General features: G+C 68.4%; 17 protein-coding genes. 16 read left to right on the forward strand and 1 reads right to left on the reverse strand.

Going from position 1 to position 19199, the window contains the following annotated elements:
* The first annotated feature begins 276 nt into the window (after positions 1-276).
* The 5 genes from exaC to lnt all read left to right on the forward strand — a co-directional run bounded on the left by exaC (position 277) and on the right by lnt (position 7402).
* Complete coding sequence (gene exaC / locus F2Q65_RS15695; protein ID WP_150094361.1) at positions 277-1797, forward strand: acetaldehyde dehydrogenase ExaC; 1521 nt, start codon at positions 277-279, stop codon at positions 1795-1797.
* Positions 1798-1897: 100 nt separating this feature from the next.
* The gene (locus tag F2Q65_RS15700) at positions 1898-2935 is read left to right on the forward strand and encodes a protein adenylyltransferase SelO family protein (protein ID WP_150094362.1); all 1038 of its coding nucleotides are present in this window, start codon (positions 1898-1900) and stop codon (positions 2933-2935) included.
* A 113-nt stretch (positions 2936-3048) separates the two neighbouring features.
* Positions 3049-5001, forward strand: a complete 1953-nt coding sequence (dxs, locus tag F2Q65_RS15705) for a 1-deoxy-D-xylulose-5-phosphate synthase (RefSeq protein WP_150094363.1) — start codon at positions 3049-3051, stop codon at positions 4999-5001.
* Positions 5002-5032: 31 nt separating this feature from the next.
* The gene (gene gloB, locus F2Q65_RS15710; RefSeq protein ID WP_150094364.1) at positions 5033-5818 is read left to right on the forward strand and encodes a hydroxyacylglutathione hydrolase; all 786 of its coding nucleotides are present in this window, start codon (positions 5033-5035) and stop codon (positions 5816-5818) included.
* Positions 5819-5821: 3 nt separating this feature from the next.
* Positions 5822-7402: an apolipoprotein N-acyltransferase gene (gene lnt, locus F2Q65_RS15715; protein WP_246156276.1), complete on the forward strand. Its 1581-nt coding sequence runs from the start codon at positions 5822-5824 to the stop codon at positions 7400-7402.
* Here the strand turns inward: lnt and F2Q65_RS15720 are convergent.
* Entirely contained in the window at positions 7381-7938 is a 558-nt protein-coding gene (locus tag F2Q65_RS15720) for a cell wall hydrolase (RefSeq protein WP_150094365.1), read from the reverse strand. The two genes, lnt and F2Q65_RS15720, sit on opposite strands and share 22 nt — an antisense overlap.
* Positions 7939-8142: 204 nt before the next feature.
* On the opposite strand from F2Q65_RS15720, the gene F2Q65_RS15725 reads away from it, so the two are divergent.
* The 11 genes from F2Q65_RS15725 (at position 8143) to pufA (ending at position 19117) form a co-directional block, all read left to right on the forward strand.
* Positions 8143-9390 (forward strand): bifunctional alpha/beta hydrolase/OsmC family protein, encoded by a 1248-nt coding sequence (locus F2Q65_RS15725; RefSeq protein ID WP_150094366.1) that lies wholly within the window; start codon positions 8143-8145, stop codon positions 9388-9390.
* 42 nt (positions 9391-9432) lie between these two features.
* Positions 9433-10149 carry a VWA domain-containing protein gene (locus F2Q65_RS15730; protein ID WP_150094367.1) on the forward strand — a complete coding sequence of 239 codons (717 nt, stop codon included), beginning with the start codon at positions 9433-9435 and terminating at the stop codon, positions 10147-10149.
* 28 nt (positions 10150-10177) lie between these two features.
* Positions 10178-10966 carry a J domain-containing protein gene (locus F2Q65_RS15735; RefSeq protein WP_150094368.1) on the forward strand — a complete coding sequence of 263 codons (789 nt, stop codon included), beginning with the start codon at positions 10178-10180 and terminating at the stop codon, positions 10964-10966.
* Between the two features lie 256 nt (positions 10967-11222).
* Positions 11223-12092, forward strand: coding sequence for a polyprenyl synthetase family protein (locus F2Q65_RS15740; RefSeq protein ID WP_150094369.1), 870 nt, complete (start codon positions 11223-11225; stop codon positions 12090-12092).
* A gap of 49 nt (positions 12093-12141) precedes the next feature.
* Entirely contained in the window at positions 12142-13269 is a 1128-nt protein-coding gene (locus tag F2Q65_RS15745) for a methyltransferase (RefSeq protein WP_342782253.1), read from the forward strand.
* A gap of 149 nt (positions 13270-13418) precedes the next feature.
* Entirely contained in the window at positions 13419-14378 is a 960-nt protein-coding gene (bchC, locus tag F2Q65_RS15750) for a chlorophyll synthesis pathway protein BchC (protein ID WP_150094397.1), read from the forward strand.
* Positions 14371-15348, forward strand: a complete 978-nt coding sequence (locus F2Q65_RS15755) for a chlorophyllide a reductase iron protein subunit X (RefSeq protein ID WP_150094371.1) — start codon at positions 14371-14373, stop codon at positions 15346-15348. Before bchC ends, F2Q65_RS15755 begins: the two co-directional genes overlap by 8 nt.
* Positions 15349-15536: 188 nt before the next feature.
* The gene (bchY, locus tag F2Q65_RS15760; protein ID WP_150094398.1) at positions 15537-17006 is read left to right on the forward strand and encodes a chlorophyllide a reductase subunit Y; all 1470 of its coding nucleotides are present in this window, start codon (positions 15537-15539) and stop codon (positions 17004-17006) included.
* Entirely contained in the window at positions 17006-18475 is a 1470-nt protein-coding gene (gene bchZ, locus F2Q65_RS15765) for a chlorophyllide a reductase subunit Z (protein ID WP_150094372.1), read from the forward strand. The genes bchY and bchZ overlap by 1 nt, the downstream gene beginning before the upstream one ends.
* Positions 18476-18669: 194 nt before the next feature.
* Entirely contained in the window at positions 18670-18813 is a 144-nt protein-coding gene (pufB, locus tag F2Q65_RS15770; RefSeq protein WP_150094373.1) for a light-harvesting antenna LH1, beta subunit, read from the forward strand.
* Between the two features lie 106 nt (positions 18814-18919).
* Positions 18920-19117 (forward strand): light-harvesting antenna LH1, alpha subunit, encoded by a 198-nt coding sequence (gene pufA, locus F2Q65_RS15775; RefSeq protein WP_246156277.1) that lies wholly within the window; start codon positions 18920-18922, stop codon positions 19115-19117.
* Positions 19118-19199: the final 82 nt, after the last annotated feature.

A 19199-nucleotide genomic window follows, 5' to 3' on the forward strand; every position in this document is an offset into this window, starting at 1 on the left:
CCGGAGCCCGGGTCGGGCTTATACCCCAAGCCCAGCCGCTACCGCCCACACCGCGGGTGGCGCTTCGCTTATCCGCCCTACAGTGTTCACCTTGTCTTGGGCGCGTTCCTAACTGCGGCGTTCTGCCCGGCGGCGGCGTGTGTGGCAAACCTGTCGCCGATCTTGAACGCTTGGCCTTGCCGACCCAGGTCGGTATGGGCATCATAGCGCCGGCTCGAACCAGACCGCAGGGTTCGACAAGCGATAATCAGGTACAAAAAGAGGAGGATACCCAGGATGATCTACGCAAACCCCAACACCCAAGGCGCGGTGGTCGATTTTCGCGACCGGTACGACAACTTCATCGGCGGCAAATGGGTAGCCCCGGTGCGTGGCGAGTACTTCGACAATGTCTCACCGGTCAATGGCAAGGTATTCTGCCAGGTGGCCCGTTCCAGCGAGGCGGATATCGAACTGGCCCTGGATGCCGCCCATGCGGCCAAGGACGCCTGGGGGCGGACCTCGGTCACCGAGCGTTCCAACCTGCTGCTCAAGATCGCCGACCGCATCGAGGCCAACCTGGAGGCGCTGGCCGTTGCCGAGACCTGGGACAACGGCAAGGCCGTGCGCGAGACCCTGAATGCAGACGTGCCGCTGGTGGTGGACCATTTCCGCTACTTTGCCGGCTGCATCCGCGCCCAGGAGGGCAGCATCGGCGAGATCGACGGAAACACCACGGCCTACCATTTCCATGAACCCCTGGGCGTGGTTGGCCAGATCATCCCGTGGAACTTCCCGATGCTGATGGCGGCCTGGAAGCTGGCGCCGGCCCTGGCCGCGGGCAACTGTGTGGTGCTCAAGCCCGCCGAGCAGACCCCGGCATCGATCCTCGTGCTGATGGACCTCATCGGTGATCTGCTGCCGGCCGGTGTGATCAATGTGGTCAACGGTTACGGCAACGAGGCGGGTAAGGCCCTGGCCACCAGCACGCGCATCGCCAAGATCGCCTTCACCGGCTCGACCCCGGTGGGCGCGATGATCATGAAATACGCCGCTGACAACATCATTCCCTCCACTGTGGAACTGGGCGGCAAGTCGCCGAACATCTTCTTCCAGGACGTGCTGCAGCAGGAGCCGGAATTCGTCAGCAAGTGCGTCGAGGGCGCGGTGCTGGCCTTCTTCAACCAGGGTGAGGTGTGCACCTGCCCGTCGCGGCTGCTGATCCAGGAGTCCATCTACGACCAGTTCATCGGCCTGGTCATCGAGCGCGCCATGCAGATCAAGCGCGGTAATCCGCTCGACACCGAGGTCATGGTCGGCGCCCAGGCCTCCCAGGAGCAGTTCGACAAGATCCTGAGCTACATCAAGATCGGCCAGGAGGAAGGCGCCCAGGTGCTGATCGGCGGTGACGTGGACGCTGTCGGTGAAGATCTCAGTGCCGGCTTCTACATTCAGCCAACGCTGCTAAAGGGCACCAACGACATGCGGGTGTTCCAGGAGGAGATCTTCGGCCCGGTGGTCTCGGTGACCACGTTCAAGGACGAGGCGGAGGCGCTGGCCATCGCCAACGACACCGAGTTCGGTCTCGGCGCCGGCGTCTGGACCCGCGACATGAACCTGGCCTATCGCATGGGTCGGGGCATTCAGGCCGGCCGCGTCTGGACCAACTGCTACCACCACTACCCGGCCCATGCGGCCTTCGGCGGCTACAAGAAGTCCGGCGTCGGCCGCGAGACCCACAAGATGATGCTCGAGCATTACCAGCAGACCAAGAACCTGCTGGTGAGCTACGACATCAATCCCCTGGGCTTCTTCTGACCGGCGGGCGGGGTCGCTACGGCGGCCCCGCCGCGCCGTCTGCAGCCGGGTCCGGCGCGCCGCTCCCTCTGCGCCGGTCTTCTTCCCGCCCCAGAGTGGCATGAGCGGACTCCCGTCCCTTGTCCTGCAGCCAATCCTGACCGATCCGGGGCCGCGTTTTCGCGCGGAGGTGTCCCCGCGTCCGCTGAGCCGCCCGGAACTGATGCGGCTCGACCCCGAGGCCGCGGCGTCCATCGGCTTGCAGTCGGCGGATTGTGCGTCGGAGGCCTTTCTGCAGTTATTCAGCGGCCAGACGCTGCCGGCCGGCTGCCGCCCGCTGGCGATGGAATACGCGGGCCATCAGTTCGGCCGTTTCAATCCATTCCTGGGTGACGGACGGGTGCTGCTGCTCGGCCAGGTCCGCACCGCCCAGGGGTCGCTGGAGATCAGCCTGAAAGGCGCCGGCCGGACCCCGTACGCCCGCGAAGCAGACGGGCGTGCCGGGCTGGAGGAGTGTCTGCATGAGTTCGACATGAGCCGGCGTCTGGCCGGGTTCGGTATCCCGGTTGCCCGCTGTCTGTGCGTCATCGCCGGCGATGAAATGGTGTACCGCCAGGGGTTCCAGCGGGCGGCCATCCTGGTGCGTCTGGCGCCGAGCCATGTGCGCTTCGGCAGCTTCGAGGCCCTGTACTTCCAGCGCGACGTGGAGGCCCTGCGCCGGCTGGCGGACGGCCTGATCCGGCATCACTATCGATATGTGCCCGATGGAGATATGCCGGACGAGCACCGCTACGCTGCCTTGTTCCGGGCCATGGTCATCGACACGGCCCGGCTCATCGCCCGCTGGCAGGCGGCGGGCTTCGTGCACGGCATGATGAATACCGACAACCAGTCGGCCCTTGGCCTGACCCTGGATCTGGGGGCGGCGGCCTTCACCGACGCGCGCGACGATGCCTTCGTCGCCAGCCCGCTGGATGAGCGCGGTCGCTATGCCTTCGGCCGGCAGCCCGTGATCGGGCTGTGGAATTGCAATGTGCTGGCGCGAGCCTTGTCGCCGATCATCCCGGCCGATGCGTTGCGCGATGCCCTGCGCGCCTATGAGCCGGCCTATCTGCAGGCGCGCGCGGCGCTGTCCCCCTCTGAGGGCCCGGCATCCTGATGCAGGTCAGCGGGCCAGCTAATCCCCGGCGGATTGCGCGGAAACAAGACCTCGTGCGATGCCATCGTCTACAATCGCCCGATCCGAGCCCTTTCGTGATCGCTATGCCACCGATGCCTGATTCCTCCCGTACCGCCCCCGAGACCGATGCCGAGCGCTATCCGTTGCTCAGCACGATCAACGATCCCACGGACCTGCGCGCCCTGCCGGCCAGTCGCCTGGAGCCGCTTGCCGCCGAGCTGCGCGCCTTCCTGATCGACAGTGTCTCGCGCACGGGCGGGCATCTGGCCGCCGGCCTGGGGGTGGTGGAACTCAGCATCGCGCTGCACTACGTCTTTGACACCCCGGAAGACCGCGTGGTGTGGGATGTGGGCCATCAGGCCTATCCGCACAAGATCCTCACCGGTCGGCGCGAACGCATGGCACGCATGCGCAAGAAGGGCGGTCTGTCCGGCTTCCCGAAGCGTAGCGAGAGCGCCTACGACACCTTCGGCGTCGGCCATTCCAGCACCTCCATCAGCGCGGCCCTGGGCATGTCCATTGCGGCGCGGCTGAAGGGCGAGCGCCGGCACGTCATCGCCGTGATCGGCGACGGCGCCCTGGGTGCCGGCATGGCCTTCGAGGCCCTCAATCATGGCGGCCCGCTCGATCCGGACCTGCTGGTCATCCTGAACGACAACGAGATGTCGATCTCGCCGCCGGTGGGGGCCATCAGCGGCCACCTGGCCCGGCTGCTGTCCGGACGGGTCTACACCAGCATGCGCGAGGGCAGCAAGAGCGCCCTGGCCGGCATGCCGCAGCTGCGCGAACTGGTCGGCCGCTGGGAGGAGCACATGAAGGGCATGGTCATGCCCAGCACCATGTTCGAGGAGCTCGGCTTCAATTACATTGGCCCCATCGACGGCCACGACATGGATGCGGTGGTCTCCACGCTGCAGAACATGAAGAAGATGCCCGGCCCCCGGCTGCTGCATCTGGTGACCAAGAAGGGACGCGGCTACGAGCCCGCCGAGCATGCGCCCACCACCTACCACGGGGTGACGCCATTCGACCTGAAGACCGGCACCATCCACAAGAAGAAGGGCGGCGGCAAGAGCTACACCCAGATCTTCGGCGACTGGCTGTGTGACATCGCGGAGCGGGACGCGCGCGCGCTGGGCATCACCCCGGCCATGCGCGAGGGCTCCGGTATGGTGGAGTTCTCGTCGCGCTTTCCGCAGCGCTATTTCGATGTCGGCATCGCCGAGCAGCATGCGGTGACCCTGGCTGCGGGCATGGCCTGCGAGGGCATGAAGCCGGTGGTCGCCATCTACTCGACCTTCCTGCAGCGCGCCTACGACCAACTGGTGCATGACGTCTGCCTGCAGGGTCTGGATGTCACGCTGGCGGTGGACCGGGCGGGGCTGGTGGGGGCCGATGGTGCCACCCATGCGGGCAGCTTCGACCTGAGCTATGGCCGTCCACTGCCCAATCTGGTGATCATGGCCCCCGCGGACGAGAACGAGTGCCGACAGATGCTGGAGACGGCCTACCAGCATCCGGGGCCGGCCATGGTGCGCTATCCCCGCGGCACCGGTCCCGGCGTGGCGTTGCAGGCGGAGCTGACGACCCTGCCCATCGGCAAGGGGGAGATCCGCCGCCGCGGGCAGGGGGTGGCGCTGCTGGCCTTCGGCAGTCGGCTGGCGCCGGCCCTGGAGGTGGCGGAACGGCTCGATGCCACCGTGGCAAACATGCGCTTCGTCAAGCCCATCGACGAGGCGCTGATCCTGGAACTGGCGGAGGAGCATCAGCTGCTGGTGACGGTGGAGGAAAACACCGTGGCCGGCGGCGCCGGTTCGGCGGTGTCCGAGACCCTGGCCGCCCATGGCGTGATCGTGCATTGCCTGCACCTGGGGCTGCCGGACGTCTGTGTCGATCAGGCCGGTCATGACGAACAGCTGCAGGTCTGCGGGCTGGACGAAGACGGCATCGAGGCGTCGGTCCGCCAGGAGATGCAGTCCCTCGGCCTGGGTGCCGGCGCTGATGTCGCTCAGGCGGCGATGCCGAAACAGGCCGCGGTGTCCTGACATGCCGCCGGATAGGCTGCCGGATAAGCTTATGGACAGTCTGCGGGTCGCGCCGATACCGGCCTTCGACGACAACTACATCTGGCTGCTGCGCGAGGGCGACGCGCCGACCGTGGCCGTGGTGGATCCGGGCGATGCCGAGCCGGTGATCGCGCGCTTGCGGGCAGACGGACTGACCCTGACGGCGGTGCTGGTGACCCACCACCACGGCGACCACACCGGCGGCATCGACGAGCTGCTGGCCGAATGGCCGGACGCCGAGGTGATCGCGCCGGCGGATCGGCGCATCCCGAGTGTGACGCAAACCGTGGCCGACGCAGATCGGGTCGTGCCGGCGGGGCTGCGGACCGAGTTTCAGGTGCTGGCCGTGCCGGGACACACCTCGACCCATGTGGCCTACCTGGGCGCCGGTGCGCTGTTCTGCGGCGACACCCTGTTCGCCGGTGGCTGCGGCCGCGTCTTCGACGGCACCTTCGAGCAACTGGCGGTGTCGCTGCGGCGCATCGCCGCGCTGCCCGCAGAGACGCTGTGCTACTGCGCACATGAATACACCCTCGCAAACCTGGGTTTCGCCGCCTGGGTGGAGCCCGACAGCGCCGCGCTGGCGGAACGCACGCGGGCCGCACAGGCGCTGCGTGCCGCCGGGCGGCCGACGGTTCCGTCGGAACTGGGCCTGGAGCGTGCCACCAATCCGTTTCTGCGCACCGCCGAGCCGGCGGTGATCGCCGCCGCAGAGGGGTTCGCCGGCGCCCGGTTGGCGGACGCGACCGAGGTGTTTACCGCGCTGCGTCGCTGGAAGGATACGCGCTACGACTGAGCCATGTCCGCATCCCGCCCGCTGATGTGGCGTTCTGCTGTGATGTGGTTACTGCCCTCGGCCCTGGCCCTGGCGGCCGGTGCGGTGGTGGTGCTGGCCTTTGCGCCCTTCGGCTGGTATCCATTCGCCGTGCTCGGCCTGGCGCTGTTCTATCACCTGATCCGCTCGGCCGCGCCCCGCGCCGCCGCCTTCCGGGGCTGGCTGTTCGGGCTGGGCCTGTTTGCTGCCGGGGTCTTCTGGATCCGCATCAGCCTGAACGAGTTCGGCAACCTGCCGGCGCCCATCGCCAACGGGCTGATGCTGGTGTTCGTCGCCGCCATGGCCCTGTACTACGCCCTGGCGGCCTGGCTCATCCGTCGCCTGCAGCCCCCCGCCGATGGCCCTCAATGGGTGGGGCCGTTGCTCGTCCTGCCCTCGGTCTGGGTGTTGCTGGAATGGTTGCGGGGGTGGCTGTTCACGGGCTTCCCGTGGCTGCTTGTGGGCAATGCTCAGATCAATGCCCTGCCGTTGATCGGTGCCCCTCTGGCCGGGCTTGCGCCCGTGCTCGGTGTCCATGGCCTGAGCCTGGCGGTGGCGCTGTCGGCGGGCCTGGTCTGGTGCCTGGTCCGGGACAGGCGCAGGGCCGGTTGGTCGCGGTCGGCGGCCTTGGCGGTGCTGACGTTCACACTGGCGGTCATCTGGCTGGGGTCGGCGCTGCTGGCCCGTGTCGAGTGGACGCAGCCCCGGGGCGAGCCGCTGTCGGTCAGCGTGTTGCAGGGCAACGTGGAGCAGGCACTGAAATGGGAGCCGGACGGCCTGCTGCCGACGCTTGAGGTGTATCTGGAACTCACGCGCCGGCATCTCCACAGCGATGTCATCGTCTGGCCGGAGACGGCCATTCCGGACTTTCTGCATCAGGTGCAGGGGGTGCTGATCGAGCCCCTGGCCGAGACCGCGCGGGCGGAGGGGGCCGAGGTGGTCATCGGCGTGCCGGTCATGGAAGACCGCGAGCATTACTACAACGGGCTCATCAGCCTGGGCAGTGCCGCTGACCACTATTACAAGCGGCACCTGGTGCCCTTCGGCGAGTTCCTGCCGTTCAAGGCCCAGTTGTCACCGCTGATCGACTGGTTCCAGGTGCCGATGTCCGACTTCAGTCGCGGCCAGGCGGAGCGGCCGCTGCTGCAGGTGGGGTCGCATGCGGTGGGGGTATCCATCTGCTACGAGGACGTGTTTCCGCAGGAGGTGCGCCAGGCCCTGCCGGATGCGGCCTATCTGATCAACGTCAGCAACGATGCCTGGTTCGGCGATTCGCTGGCGCCGCACCAGCATCTGGAGTTCGCCCGTCTGCGTGCGCTGGAGAACGGCCGTCCGCTGGTGCGGGCAACCAACAGCGGCATCTCCGCCATCATCGACCACCGGGGCCGGGTTATTGACGCCCTGCCGCTGTTCGTTCGCGCGGGGCTGGTGGCGGAGATCCAGCCGCGCTCCGGCAGCACCCCCTTCTCGCGCTTCGGCAGCCTGCCGACCCTGCTCGCCGCCGCGCTCATGCTGCTGGCGGCGGTGGTGCTGTCACGGCGTCGTCAGCTCTGGGTCGGCCGGTAGAACAGATGCTGGCCGATCTGCGCCGTGCGCTGGAAAGCGCGGGACCAGCTTGGCTTGACGTAGTGTGCGTGGTAGTAGAGCGCACCGCGGGTGGGGTCCGGGTCCTTTTCGGCAAGGGCGCGGCGGCCGATCCGCAGCGACCGGTGCCAGGCCTCCTGTTCCGTGGGATGGTCCGACTTGCCGTCGCACCACCAGGAGAACTGGCAGCGGTTGCGTTGCTGTCCGCCCTGTTTCACTACCCCGCAGATGGATCCCGGAAACGCGTCCGACGCCACCCGGTTGAGGGTGACCCGGGCCACGGCCATCTGGCCGGATTCCGGCTCGGAGCGGGCCTCGTGGTAGATGTTCAGCGCCAGGCAGAGCAGTTCGGGATCCGCTGCCGGCGCTTGTGCCGGGCTCGACTCGGTGGTGGTCGTCGCAGTGGCCAACGTCGTGCCGCGTTCCGATACTGGCGCGCCGCTATCCGAGGCCGCCGAGGCGAGCAGCAGTGTGGGAAAGAGTGCGGCGCCGAGCGCCAGAGTGGAAGCAATTCGCATGGGTGTTCACCGTCGATGCCGCAGGGGCAAGCCATAGTTTGTTGCGCTGCATGATATCCAAGAATGCGTCATAAGGGAAATCCCTGATAGGGTCTTCCCGTAGGGTAGGGCGTCTGCGCGCCGCTTCGCGTTGAAGCCGGACAACACCTGCCCTCATACTGGCGGTCAGGGCGACGACGGATTCCAGTGGGAGCAAAGACGGCCATGGCACGGATCAAACTCGACTTTCAGAACACCGAGGGACACACCCTGGCCGGTCTGCTGGAGACGCCCCCGGCGGACGTCGACACGCAGCGCTATGCGCTGTTCGCGCACTGCTTCACCTGTGGCAAGGACATCGCCGCGGCATCGCGCATCAGTCGCGCTTTGGCGGCCCGCGGCATCGCGGTGTTGCGCTTCGACTTCACCGGGCTGGGCAACAGCGACGGCGACTTTGCCAACACCAGCTTCACCTCCAATGTGCAGGACCTGCTGGCCGCCGCCCGCATGCTCGAGGCGCAGTACCAGGCGCCGTCGCTGCTGATCGGGCACAGCCTGGGCGGGGCCGCAGTGCTCGCGGCGGCGCACCGGCTCGATTCGGTGGAGGCGGTGGTGACCATCGCCGCGCCGGCCACGCCTGGCCATGTCGAGCACCTGTTCAGCGGCGCCCGCGGCGAGCTGGAGGCCAGGGGCGAGGCGGAGGTGCAGGTGGGGCGCAAGCGGTTTCGCATCCGCCGGCAGTTCCTCGACGACCTGGCCCAGTACGCCGACGCCGAGCACATCCGCCGACTGAAGCGGGCGTTGCTGATCTTCCACTCGCCGGTGGACGAGATCGTGTCCATCGAGGAGGCGGCCAAGATCTACCGCGCCGCGCTGCATCCGAAGAGCTTCATCTCGCTGTGCCAGGCGGACCACATGCTGACCAACCGCGAAGACTCGGAGTACGTGGCCGAGACCCTGGTGGCCTGGGCCAGCCGTTACCTGGGCCTGCGCCGGCACGCCGAGGAGGCCGGCAGCGGCACAGCACCGTTGGTTGCGGCCGGCGAGGTCAAGGTGACCGAGCGCAACGAGGGCCTGTTGCGCGGGCTCTATGGCGAGCGCCACCAGTTGCTGGCGGACGAGGCCCGGGACGCGGGACTGGGGCCCGATCCCTACGAACTGCTGCTGATGGCGCTGGGCGCCAGCATGTCCATGACGCTGCGCGCCTGCGCCACGGAAGCGGGCATGACGCTGGACGACGTGGAGGTCCATCTGCGCCAAGAGCGTGCCCACGCGGACGATCGCCAGGCCGCCTGCGCGGAGGCCGCCAGCGCCGGCCGGCTCGGGCAGATCCGTCGTCGTGTCCTGCTGACCGGGCATCTGTCCGATGCTGAGCGGGCCGAGCTGATGCGGCTGGCGGACCGTTCCCCGGTGCAGCAGGCCCTGGCGGCGGGCGTGCAGGTCGTCGACGAGTCGGACCCGCCTGATCAGTGATCTCTCCCTCCGCGCGCCAGAGTGCCGTACCGATCAAACGCCATGCCGAACGCCGGAAAAGACCTTCAATCTCCCGCCAGTGCCGCCGAGGTGGATGCCTTCCTGCGCCAGGTCGCGCAGACGCCCGCGCGTCCGTCGGGCGGCACGCGCGGGCGGCTGATCTTCGCCATGGACGCCACTGCCAGCCGTGAGCCGACCTGGGACCAGGCTGCCCACATCCAGGCCTCGATGTTCGCCGAGACCCGGGATCTCGGTGGCCTGGAGGTGCAGCTGTGCCACTACGGGGGTTTTCACCTGTTCGAGGCCTCGCCCTGGTGCGTCAGCGCCGATGAACTGTTGCCGCGCATGACTCGGGTGCGCTGCGCCGCCGGCCTGACCCAGATCGGCCGGCTGCTGGCGCATGCGGCGGACGAGGCCGCACGCAAGCCGGTGGATGCGCTGGTGTTCGTCGGCGACTGTGTCGAGGAGTCCCTGGACGGTCTGGCCGACCGGGCGGGCAAGCTGGGCCTGCTCGGTGTGCCGGTGTTCGTGTTTCAGGAGGGACGCGACCCCACCGCCGAGCGGGCCCTGCGGGAGATTGCGCGGCTCTCCGGCGGGGCCTGGTGTCCGTTCGATGCCGGCAGCCCGCAGGTGCTGAAGGACCTGCTGGGTGCCGTTGCCGTGTTCGCTGCCGGCGGCCGCAAGGCGCTGGCGGATTTCAGTCGCCGTCGCGGTGGCGCCGTGCTGCAACTGACCCGACAGTTGGGGCAGGGGCGATGAGCCGGCGGTCGTCTTGCCGGGAGTTGCCATGGGTCGGCTGATCATCCTGCTGGCGGTCATCGTCGGGCTGCTCTGGTTCCTGCACTGGTTCCGCCGCACGCCGCCGCACCAGGTGGCGGCGGTGTTGCGCAAGGTGCTGCTGTGGGGCGGCATCGGCCTGGTGATGCTGGCGGCGCTGAGTGGCCGCCTGAACCCGATCTTCGCCGCCCTGGCCGCCGCTGTGCCGGTGCTGATGCGGCTGCTGCACCTGATGCGCATGCTGCCGATGCTGCAGCAGGTGTTGCGGGCGCTGGGGCTTGGCGGCCTGGTGCCGCCGCCGGGGACCACTGGGGGACCCGGCGGGACCGCGGGTGCTGGCCGGGGCTCGTCCATCCGCACCCGTTATCTGGACATGACGCTGGAGCACGACAGCGGACGCATGGACGGCAGGGTGCGCGAGGGGCCATTCGCCGGGCGTGCCCTGTCCGAACTGGAGCTGCCGCAGCTGCTACGGATGCTGGAGCTGTACCAGGAGTCGGATCCCCGCTCGGCGTCGGTGCTGGTGGCGTACCTGGATCGCGAGCATGGCGATGCCTGGCGGGATGCCGCCGGCGCCGGCGTCGGCGACGATGCCCACGCCGGCGCCGCCGCGCAGGCCGGTCATGCCATGGGTCGGGACGAGGCCCTGGCCATCCTCGGGCTCGGCCCGGATGCCGATGCCGAGGCCATCCGCGCCGCGCACCGGCGGCTGATGCAGAAGTTCCATCCGGACCGCGGCGGCTCCGATTACCTGGCCGCCCGGATCAACGCCGCCAAGGCCCTGCTGCTGGGAGACTGAGCCCGGATCCCCCATCTCCATCCCGCCAATCCTCGCATACCCTCGCATCCCCTCGCATCCCCTCGCATCCTCGGCGGCTACCGCTCCGCCAGCCCCCCTTTTTTGCCATTCAATTGATCTGCTCCCCCCTGCGGGCGCGTCTGTGGCGTTGACGGTCATGGGGCGGGTGTCTATCTTTGCTGACACCTGCGAATGACAAAAAATGCTTACAGTTCGGGTCGGCCCTCGATCCGTCTGCCAGGAGAGATGCCCGACGATGGATGCCGTGCAACGCATTGAGCAAGCCCTTGAGGCGGCCCTTGCCCGAGGGCTGGGGGCCGAGGCGCCGCCGCTGCTGGCGCAGGCCGCGCGGCATGCGGTGATGGCGCCGGCCTCCCGCGCCCGTCCGCGCCTGCTGCTGGCCGTCGCCCACGCCTGTGGTGATGACGTGCCGGCGCTGAGCGATGCGGCGGCGGCCTCGCTGGAACTGCTGCACTGCGCCTCGCTGGTGCATGACGACCTGCCCTGCTTCGATGATGCCGACCTGCGTCGCGGCCAGCCGACGGTGCATCGGGCCTTCGGCGAACGGCTCGCGGTGCTGGCCGGCGACGGACTGATCGTGCTGGCGTTCGAGAATCTGGCCTGGCATGCGCCCCGGCACCCGGCCCGCCTGGTGTCCCTGACCGGCATCATCGGCCGCGCGGTGGGGCTGGCCACCGGCATCGTCGCCGGTCAGGCCTGGGAGTGCGAACCGCAGGTGGACCTGACGGCCTACCATCGCCAGAAGACCGCAGCGCTGTTCTCCGCCGCGACCGAGGCCGGCGCGGCCGCCGCCGGCATGGATCCGGACCCCTGGGGGCGGCTGGGGGAGAATCTCGGTCTCGCCTACCAGGTGGCCGACGACCTGCGCGACGTCGCGTCCAGTGCCGAGGAGCTGGGCAAGCCGGTGGGGCAGGACGCCGCCCACGGCCGACCCAGTGCCGTGGCCGAACTCGGCGTGGAGGGCGCCATGGAGCGCCTGCTGGAACTGATGCGCGGTGCCGTCGATTCGATCCCGGACTGCCCCGGGGCCGATCAGCTCCGCGCCATGGTGCGCGCGGAGATGCAGCGGCTGTTGCCCCGGCAACTGGGTGAGCGGCTGGGTTGATCGCTCCATCACATTGAACCATCCATGAAACCAAGGGGTAGAGGTGCAGGTGTCACTCATCGACCGCTGGCGCGCCTGGCGTGACCGCAAACTGGCCAGTCCGGCATTTCAGCGCTGGGCGGCAGATTTCCCGCTGACCCGGTTCGAGGCCGCGCGCCGCGCGCGGGGCCTGTTCGACATCACCGCCGGATTCGTCTATTCGCAGATCCTCTATGCCCTGGTCGAGCTCGACCTGTTCGACCGGCTCGCCGACAGGCCGCTGACCGCCGCCGAGCTGGCGCCGCACATGGGCATGTCCGTCACCGCCGCCGACCGGCTGCTGCGCGCGGCGGTGGCCATCGATCTGCTGGAGCGTCGCGGGACGGACGCCGCCGGCGCGGCGCGCTACGGCCTCGGCAAGCTCGGCATCGCCATGCCGGGCAATCCGGGCATCGCCGCCATGGTGCGGCATCACCGCATGCTCTATCACGATCTGGACGACCCGCTGGCACTGTTCCGCGGCGAGCTCACCGAGACCGAGCTGGGCCGCTACTGGTCCTACGCCGGCTCGGCGGATCCGGCGGCGGATGGCGAGGAGCGGGTGGCTGAGTACAGCACCCTGATGTCCGCCTCCAGCGGCTTTGTGGCGGAAGACACCCTCGACGCCTATTCCCTGGGCGAGCACCGTTGCCTGATGGACGTCGGTGGCGGCGAGGGCCGTTTCCTGCTGCAGGCCGCCCGGCGCTGGCCGGATCTGCAACTGATGCTGTTCGATCTGCCGGCGGTGGTGGAGCGTGCGCGCGAGACCTTCGATGCGGCGGGTGTGGGCGACCGGGTACAGGTGGTCGGCGGCAACGTCAAGTCCGATCCGCTGCCCAAGGGTGCCGACATCATCTCCCTGGTGCGCGTCATCCTGGACCACAACGACGACGGTGCCATGACCATCCTGCGCGCGGTGCGCGCGGCGCTGCCCGTGGGCGGCACGCTCATGATCACCGAGCCGATGTCGGAGGTGCCGGGGGTGGAACCCGTCGGCGATGCCTACTTCGGCCTCTACCTGCTGGCCATGGGCAGCGGCCGCACGCGACCGCTGCGCGAGCATCGGGCCATGCTGCGCGAGGCCGGCTTCGATCAGATCAGGCTGGTGCGCACGCGCCGCCCGCTGCAGACCCGTCTGCTGATCGCCAAGGTCGCGTGAGCGGGGCGATGTGCCAAGCCGCATTGACACCTGAACTGTAAATTTTTATTGACATTCCAACTGGTCAAGCTAGACTGACACTACGTCAGCATCGTCCGCCGACCGCGCAACTATTACCGCCACAAACCACCGTGACCGCTTCCATCGACATGACCGCCCAAGCCGTGGTGCTGCAGGCACCGCGCCAGTTGGCGCTGAGGCAGTTGCCGCTGACCCCGCCGGGGCCGGGTGACTGTGTCGTCGATGTGCTCTATAGCGGCATCAGTACCGGCACCGAGCGCCTGCTCTGGACCGGCACCATGCCGCCCTTCCCGGGCATGGGCTATCCGCTGGTGCCGGGGTATGAGTCCGTGGGTCGGGTAGTACAGGCCGCCGCAGAGGGCGACCGCGCCGAGGGCGAGCTGGTGTTTGTGCCGGGCGCCCGCTGCTATGGCGAGGTCAACGGCCTGTTCGGGGGCGCGGCATCACGCGTGGTGGTGGCCGCCGATCGGCTGCTGCCGATCCCGGACGCGCTGGGCGAGCAAGGCGTGCTGATGGCCCTGGCGGCAACCGCCTACCATGCGGCCTGCGGCGAGAACGCCGACGGTTCGTCCAAGGTTGCGCCGGATCTGGTCATCGGTCATGGCGTGCTTGGCCGGTTGCTGGCGCGCATCGCGGTGGCCGTGGACGCCCCTGCGCCGGTGGTATGGGAGACCAACCCCCGGCGGTGTGAGGGCGCGGCGGGCTACACCGTGCTGGATCCGGCCGCCGACGAGCGCCGCGACTATCGCGCCATCTACGACGTCAGCGGCGACGGCAGCCTGCTGGATTCCCTCATCGGGCGGCTGGCACCGGGTGGCGAGATCGTCCTCGCTGGCTTCTACGAGGCGCCGTTGTCGTTCAATTTTCCGCCGGCCTTCATGCGCGAGCTGCGGCTGCGGGTGGCGGCAGAATTTCGTGAGCCGGACCTGGTGGCGGTGCGGGGTCTGGTGGAGTCCGGGCGGTTGTCCCTGGACGGCCTGATCACGCATCGCAGTGCCGTGGCCGATGCGGCCGAGGCCTACGAGACGGCCTTCAATGATCCGGCCTGTCTGAAAATGATTCTCGACTGGAGCGGTTTGCATGGGTAATTCAGCGGCCACGGGCGCCACTGCGGTCAATCTGGAACTGCCGGTGCAGTCCGGGGCCGGCAACAAGCAGACCCAGATCATCGCCATCTACGGCAAGGGCGGCATCGGCAAGAGCTTCACCCTTGCCAACCTGTCCTACATGATGGCGCAACAGGGCAAGAAGGTGCTGCTGATCGGCTGTGACCCGAAGAGCGACACCACCACGCTGCTGTTTGGCGGCAGGGCCTGTCCCACCATCATCGAGACCTCGGCCCGCAAGAAGGCGGCCGGCGACAGCGTCAGTATCGGTGACGTCTGCTTCAAGCGCGACGGTGTGTTCGCGATGGAACTCGGTGGGCCGGAGGTCGGCCGGGGCTGTGGTGGCCGCGGCATCATCCACGGCTTCGAGATTCTGGAAGGGCTCGGTTTCCACGACTGGGACTTCGACTTCGTGTTGCTGGACTTCCTCGGTGATGTGGTGTGCGGTGGCTTCGGCCTGCCCATCGCGCGGGACATGTGCCAGAAGGTCATCGTGGTTGGCTCCAACGACCTGCAGTCACTCTACGTCGCCAACAACGTCTGTTCGGCGGTGGAGTATTTTCACGGCCTCGGCGGCAACGTCGGCGTGGCGGGCATCGTCATCAACAAGGACGACGGCACCGGCGAGGCCCAGGCTTGGGCGGAGAAGGCCGGTGTGCCGGTGCTCGCATCGATCCCGGCGGATGAAGACATCCGGCGCAAGAGCGCGGCCTATCAGATCATCGGCATGCCCGGCGGCCAGTGGGCGTCGCTGTTCGAGCAGCTGGGCGCGAATGTCGCCGAGGCGCCGCCAAAGCGGCCGCAGCCGCTGTCGCCGGACGACCTGCTGGGGCTGTTCTCCGGCGATGCGGTGGGGCGCGATGTGGTGCTGGAGCCGGCCACGGTGGAAGACATGTGCGGCGCGGCCAGTATCCAGAAGCCCTCGCTTGAAGTCGTCTACGACGACGTCTGACGCACGCCAGACAAGCGACCCGACGAGCCACCAGAGACGAGCCACCAGACATGCAGGCCAAGGTCCTCCAGCAGACAGCTTCCGCGACAGACGCCGCCGGCGCAGTCGCGCCGAACGCCAGGCGTACGGAGACCGTCTATGACGAGGCCCATGCCGCGCCCCTGGATTCCGATGCGGCCGCCGCTGCCATGACCCAGCAACCAGACAATGCATCCGCTTCGGCCGGCGCCGTCACGGATCAAGGGACCGGCTGCCACGCCGGTGCCGACGAGTTACGTCGAGCCGCAGAGAGCGCGGGTCAGAGCGCGTTGTTGGAGCGCCTGGCAGCCGACTACCCGACCGGCCCACATGATCAGCCCCAGAGCATGTGTCCGGCATTCGGTTCTCTCCGTGTCGGGTTGCGGATGCGCCGCACCGCCACCGTCCTCTGCGGCTCGGCGTGCTGTGTCTACGGGCTGACCTTCACCTCGCACTTCTACGGTGCGCGGCGCAGCGTCGGCTACGTACCATTCGATTCCGAGACCCTGGTCACCGGAAAGCTGTTCGAGGACCTGCGCGAGGCCGTGCGCAAGCTGGCCGACCCCGACGCCTGCGACGCGGTGGTGGTGATCAACCTGTGCGTGCCCACCGCCTCCGGTGTGCCGCTGCGGCTGCTGCCGCGGGATCTCAATGGCGTGCGCATCATCGGCATCGACGTGCCGGGCTTCGGCGTGCCGACGCATGCGGAGGCCAAGGACGTCCTCGCGGGTGCCATGCTCCACTATGCCCGCAACGAGGCCGAGGTCGGTCCTGTGCAGGCGCCCCGCGGCGGTCGCAGCGAGCGCCCCACCGTGACCCTGTTGGGGGAGATGTTCCCGGCGGATCCGGTCGGCATCGGCATGCTGCTGGAGCCGCTGGGTCTGGCCGCTGGTCCGGTGGTGCCCACGCGGGAGTGGCGCGAGCTCTACGCCGCGCTGGACTGCGCCGCCGTCGCCGCGGTGCATCCCTATTACACCGCCTCCATCCGCGAGTTCGAGACCGCCGGACGCGCCGTCGTCGGCTCCGCGCCGGTGGGCCTGGACGGCACCGCGGCCTGGCTCGATGCCATCGGTGATGCCTGCAATGTCGCCGGCGACAAGGTCGCTGCGGCCAAGAACGCCTTCCTGCCGGCCATACGCGGGGCGCTGGCCAAGGCGCCAGTGCAGGGCACCATCACGGTGTCCGGCTATGAGGGCTCCGAACTCCTGGTGGCGCGACTGCTGATCGAGAGTGGTGCGAACGTGCCCTACGTCGGCACGGCCACGCCCAAGACCCGCTGGGCCGAGCCCGATCTGGACTGGCTGGAGTCCCGCGGCACCGTGGTCCGCTTCCGCGCCTCGCTGGAGCAGGACAAGGCGGCGGTGGACGCGGTGCGCCCGGACCTGGCCATCGGCACCACGCCGGTGGTGCAGCATGCCAAGCAGCAGTCGATCCCGGCGCTGTACTTCACCAACCTGATCTCGGCGCGGCCGCTGATGGGACCCGCCGGTGCCGGTTCGCTGGCCCAGGTGGTCAACGCGGCATTGGCGGGCAAGGCCCGTTTCGATCGCATGAACGCCTTCTTCGCCGGTGTCGGCGATGGCGACACGGCCGGCATCTGGGACCGCATGCCGCAGCCTCGGCAGGGAGGGGCCGGCTGATGCTGATCCAGGATCTCGATCGCGCCGGTGGCTACTGGGGCTCGGTCTACGTGTTCACCGCGGTCAAGGGGATGCAGGTCATCATCGACGGCCCGGTGGGCTGCGAGAACCTGCCTGTCACCGCCGTGCTGCACTACACCGACGCCTTGCCGCCGCACGAACTGCCGGTGGTGGTCACCGGCCTCGGCGAGGAAGAGCTGGGCCAGGAAGGCACCGAGCAGGCCATGCGCCGGGCCTTCTCGACCCTGGATCCCACCAGGCCCGCCGTGGTCGTGACCGGCTCCATTGCCGAGATGATCGGCGGCGGCGTGACCCCGTCCGGCACCACCATCCAGCGCTTCCTGCCGCGGACCATCGATGAGGACCAGTGGCAGAGCGCCGATCGCGCCATGGTCTGGCTGTGGACGCAGTACGGCCTCAAGGCCGGACGCATGCCGAAGCCCAAGGCGCGCAAGGCTGGCGACAAGCCCCGGGTCAACATCGTCGGCCCGATCTACGGCATGTTCAACACCTGGTCCGACCTGGCCGAGGTGCGGCGCCTGGTGGAGGGCATCGGTGCCGAGATCAACATGGTCTTTCCGCTGGGGACGCACCTGAACGACATCCCTCGTCTGGTGGATGCGGACGTCAACATCTGCATGTATCGCGAGTTCGGCCGCAAGCTGTGCGAGGCGCTGGAGAAGCCCTACCTGCAGGCGCCCATCGGCCTGCACAGCACCACCAAGTTCCTGCGGGCGCTGGGCGAGCTGCTGGGGCTGGATCCGGAGCCCTTCATCGAGCGCGAGAAGCACACCACCATCAAGCCGGTGTGGGACCTGTGGCGGTCGGTCACCCAGGACTTCTTCGGCACCGCGAGCTTCGGCATCGCCGCCACCGAGACCTATGCCCGGGGCGTGCGCCACTTCCTGGAGCAGGAGATGGGGCTGCCCTGCACGTTCGCCTTCGCACGCCGTCCCGGGGTCAAGCCCGACAACGATGCCGTGCGTCAGGCCGTGCACGAGAAGACCCCGCTGATCCTGTTCGGCGGCTACAACGAGCGCATGTACCTGGCCGAGATCGGCGGCCGCGCGGCCTACATTCCGGCCTCGCTGCCCGGCACCATCATCCGCCGCCATACCGGCACGCCGTTCATGGGCTATTCCGGCGCGACCTACCTGATCCAGGAGGTCTGCAATGCCCTGTTCGACGCCCTGTTCAACATCCTTCCCCTCGGTACCGAGCTGGATCAGGTGGAGGCGACGCACGCGCGTCTGCACCCCGGTGCGGACCGGCAGCTGCCTTGGGATGACGAGGCCAAACGGCTGCTCGACCAGTTGCTGGAGGCCACGCCGGTACTGACCCGCATCTCCGCGGCAAAGCGTCTGCGCGATGCCGCCGAGCGCGCCGCCCGCGAAGCGGGGGAAGAGCGAGTGACCGCATCACGCGTGACCCTGGCCGGGGGCACGCTGAGCGGAGGACGCGCCGCATGACGCCGCTTACCACGAGCGTTTGCGCGGCCCGCCTCCGTGTGACCTGGCCTCGGCGCCGCGGCTGTGATGGCCGATGCGTCGAAGCCGCATGTTCGCCAGGCCTGTCCGCCCCGTTGCGGCACTGGCCCGCATTGGCTCGGCATGGAAGTGCCGGCGGCCTGACGACCCTTTGAACCTGACTGGAGGGTTTACCCATGGCAGACGACAAGACCCTGAGTGGCGTTACCGAAGAAGAGGCTCAAGAGTTTCACGGCATCTTCGTGTCCAGCATGAGCGGCTTCATCGGCGTCGCGGTGTTCGCGCACATCCTGGCCTGGATGTGGCGCCCCTGGCTGTAACCGGCCGCTGACCTACCTGTTGTCGATCGCTTCTTGGCAGCGTCGCGGGCTGCACGGAGCCGACGCCGACGCAACTGGCGAGACTTACTGAACTTGGAGAGCCTGTATGAACATGAACGACATGTACAAAATCTGGACGATCTTCAGCCCCCGGCTGGCCCTGGTCGGGCTGTTCGGATTCCTGATCGTCCTCGCGCTGGCGATTCACCTGATCCTGCTCAGCACCACCGATTTCAACTGGCTCGAGGATGGCATCCCGGCCGTCCAGATTACACCTGCCAAGGTCGCCCCGCAGCAGATGTGAAGGCCTGAGCGCATGATGGCCGCCGGGCCGCTGGCGCCGGCTGCCGTCGAGCTTGCTACGAGGAGACCGCCGCGGGGCGTGT

The organism is Thiohalocapsa marina (assembly GCF_008632335.1).
Taxonomy (GTDB): domain Bacteria; phylum Pseudomonadota; class Gammaproteobacteria; order Chromatiales; family Chromatiaceae; genus Thiohalocapsa; species Thiohalocapsa marina.